The organism is Caballeronia arvi (assembly GCF_001544695.2).
Classification (GTDB): Bacteria; Pseudomonadota; Gammaproteobacteria; order Burkholderiales; family Burkholderiaceae; genus Caballeronia; species Caballeronia arvi.
In genome coordinates, this window is record NZ_FCOM02000163.1 from 1 (window position 1) to 3,087 (window position 3,087).

Here is a 3,087-nt window from a genome sequence, read left to right on the forward strand (position 1 = left end):
TGTCCTGCATTGGGTCGCGACGAGTCCCGAAGGCTTGAAGGAGGCGGACTTCCATCTGAGTGCCGCGACTGCGCCTGGTGACACCGATCACTGTCGAAGGTAGAAGGGGTTGCTTGATATTCGTCCGAGTGCGCCGTGGAGGACCACACAGCGCAACCGGCGCTCCACTCCACTCTGCAGTACGAAGGGGAGAGTGGTACTGGCTGACGGCGAACGCTTAAAGCGACCGTCCGATGTGAGCGCCGATGCGGGTGCACTCGACGAACGCTGCGAAGGCTTCGGTTCTGGCGCGCCGAACAGGACGCCTGCGATCCGGGCTCCGTGGACCAAGACCTTCAGGTAAGCAGCTGCAAGCAACGCACGGGGGAGTGCCGCGACCCTCGCGGCGCTGCGGGCGGACTCGGCCGACCGGGCCGCGACGTCGCCCTTTGTCCGGGTTCTCTTCCTTGACGGCCGTAATCAACCCGACGATACTCCCAAGCGCTTCATTGACGATCAAGGTGAGTTGGCCAGCCGCTTACAGTTGATCCACTGGAGCGCCGCTTCCTTTTTCCGGGCATCCTTCGGTATCGCCATCGTCGAACCAGACCGGTGCGCCGCCCTTGGGGATGTAATTTCAATCTTGTACGGCTTGTTCGCCTTCATCGCGCAATGCTTGGCGATTACCACGTCCCCGACCACCCGTAAGCAAAGCATATGTCGCTGCCGACCTGCCGACCAGATCGTTGATATAGGCCGATGAATTGAACCGACGGATAGAAGGTCGGATCTTTTGAGCATGGCGAGCGAGGCGCGATAGTCAGCCGGGTTCGTGCTCATCGGATCCTTGCCCATGTAGTGCAGCGCGGCCGCGAACATCTGGTCCGGCGCGGCCAGCACGGACGCGCCGCAAGATTTGAGCTTCGAAATATTCTCGGGCTTAGTCTAAGGCGCAGCAAAGACATCGGTGCGATTGGTTAGACTGCCCGAGTTAGTTTGTATGAAGAATGGTACAAACGTCGTTCCCATTACGTCGAGGCCCTGATAGTCGCCCACGAAGAGGCCTTCCGCATTCGGGGCCGTTTTCATATCGAACGGACCGGCGACATGCAGTTCACCTCCAAATTCACTGCCAAAGCTCTGTCCGCCGTTATTTGACATGGTGCGCCACATGTTAGTCGGCAACGTCTTGGTGTTGCCAGCTTGGAGGTCGCGGAAATCATAGTAGGTGACTGCCACGGAGCCAACAGAGTTGACGCGAACTGACGGATTGAACGCTGCTCGACCTGTCCGAGTGTTCACGGGAATTGGTGTACTCCACGTGTTGCCACCGTTCGTGGACGTCGACAGCGCGATCTCGTCGAACTGGCCGCCATTGAAGCGCGAGTCCTGCCAGACAACGTAGAGCTGGCCGGTTGCCGGGTCAATGGCTGGTTCGGGAATGATGTCGCCGGTACGCAGAGCCTTGCCAGTGTTGGGATTCGTCACGCCGACGGTTCGCATGTCCGCGATGATCTGAGGCTTCGTCCAGGTGGCGCCGTCGTCAGTGGACTTGACGAATGCAACCTTGTTGGCCGTGACGTTAAAGGGTGGCGTGATCAGATTGAAGAAGTCATAGAGCGTTCCGTCCTGGGAATTGACCACAATCTGATTACCGATTGTCTGCTGCCGCGACGGGACGTTCACGATGATTTTCGGCGAACTCCACGTTTGACCGCCATTGACCGTCTTTGCGAAGAAGGTCGGCCCCCGGAATGCAACGGTGTGCAGATTCGCGTACGGATTGCCGTTCGGCGACTGGAGGCGGTGCCAGACTGCATAGGCAATGCCCGGCTTGATAGGGTTGGCCGTTACCGACTCTTTATCATTGAAGAACTGGGTGGTAGGTTCGTTATTGGCAATCAGAACGCTCAAGTTGCCCCACGTCTTCCCGCCATCACGGGAAACCGCAGCGCCCACCGCATTGCTGTTGTTGGACTTGTTGAACGAAATCGACACGGTGTAGGCCGTGCCATCTGGGCCGATCGATACCCACGGATCGGAAGCCCGTTCATATGCAAGTCCGCCGGCACATGCGCTGAAGGGCAGGGTCGTCTCTTCCCATGTCTTACCAGCATTGAACGAGTAGCCGGCAACGAGGCCATGCGCGCCGCCGTTCGACCAGCGGTCCTGCTGCCACACACCGATCAGGTTCCCGGGAACGGCGGGATTTACGGCTAGCCAAGGCTCGACCTCGGCGTTCACATAGTTCGTTCCGGGGCCGCCGATGGTGCAACTGGCGAAGGGGCTGGCACCCGAGACCAGTGAGGCAGCCCAAGCGGTGCTGGTTGCCAAGACTATCGCAAGTGGAACTCCAATCAGGCGTACGGCTGGCTTTTGACGACGCATGCGTAAACTCCTCATCCAGATGCGACCTCTGACAGCCGGACCGGTCGTTTTCTAGCAGCGAAACAGCGCCACTGATATCGATGGGCTCTGGTTGTCGCTCGAGACGCAGGCGCGGCGTTTTTTTGAGGAGGTCGTTTCCATCGTCAACTGCTCGACTTGCCTCTCGAGCGCGGCAATCTTCGCCTCATACTCAGCCACTACGCTGGCCGCAGCAACTCCTCGTTCAGGTCACCCGGGTCATACTGCGTCAACCACATCTGCAACAGGTTTGCTGACAACCCGCGAGTGCGCAGGGCTTCGCGGCGGCCAATCTTGCCGGCACGGATATCAGCGCATAACTGACGCTTGAACTCGCGGCTGTGACGACGATACGAGCCTCTAGATGAGATGGACCTTCTCCTTTCGATGAAGGCCCAGCAAGCTTATCACTTTGCTGCCTCTCTATGCCCAGCCTCAGGGGTTCACTCCAGAAACCATCGAATGTGGGTCAGGTTTCAGTCGGCGTTGACACTTTTCATCTGTAGTGACACGACGTTTCATCGTCTTGGCACTACGGGTTACAGCTCCGACTGCAAGGTCTTCGTCGCAACAACGCCGCAATTGGCCGCATCAATGACTTTCTCCATCCGGAAAGCAGATTACGTAGTCCGACCTGCAAAATTCGATTTCCATCGCGGACGTTTTCCGGCGGTCGACCGACTTCCGCCGCACTCCGCCAAC

Annotated in this window: 2 protein-coding genes and 1 pseudogene; 1 reads left to right on the plus strand and 2 read right to left on the minus strand. The window is 58.5% G+C overall.

The features are described from left to right. Positions 1 to 522: 522 nt before the first annotated feature. Both AWB74_RS43785 and AWB74_RS43790 read right to left on the minus strand, forming a co-directional pair. Positions 523 to 921 (minus strand): annotated as a pseudogene (locus AWB74_RS43785) (extracellular solute-binding protein); the annotation flags it as partial. A gap of 3 nt (positions 922 to 924) precedes the next feature. After that, complete coding sequence (locus AWB74_RS43790) at positions 925 to 2,367, minus strand: sialidase family protein (RefSeq protein ID WP_061152705.1); 1,443 nt, start codon at positions 2,365 to 2,367, stop codon at positions 925 to 927. A gap of 387 nt (positions 2,368 to 2,754) precedes the next feature. On the opposite strand from AWB74_RS43790, the gene AWB74_RS48065 reads away from it, so the two are divergent. After that, a partial coding sequence (locus tag AWB74_RS48065) for a hypothetical protein (RefSeq protein WP_235024950.1) occupies positions 2,755 to 3,087 on the plus strand: 333 nt, incomplete at its 3' end.

What these genes read in the sequence shown, in the direction of transcription:
- AWB74_RS43790 (WP_061152705.1), bottom strand. Translation starts at nt 2,367, where the DNA reads ATGCGTCGTCAAAAGCCAGCCGTACGCCTGATTGGAGTTCCACTTGCG.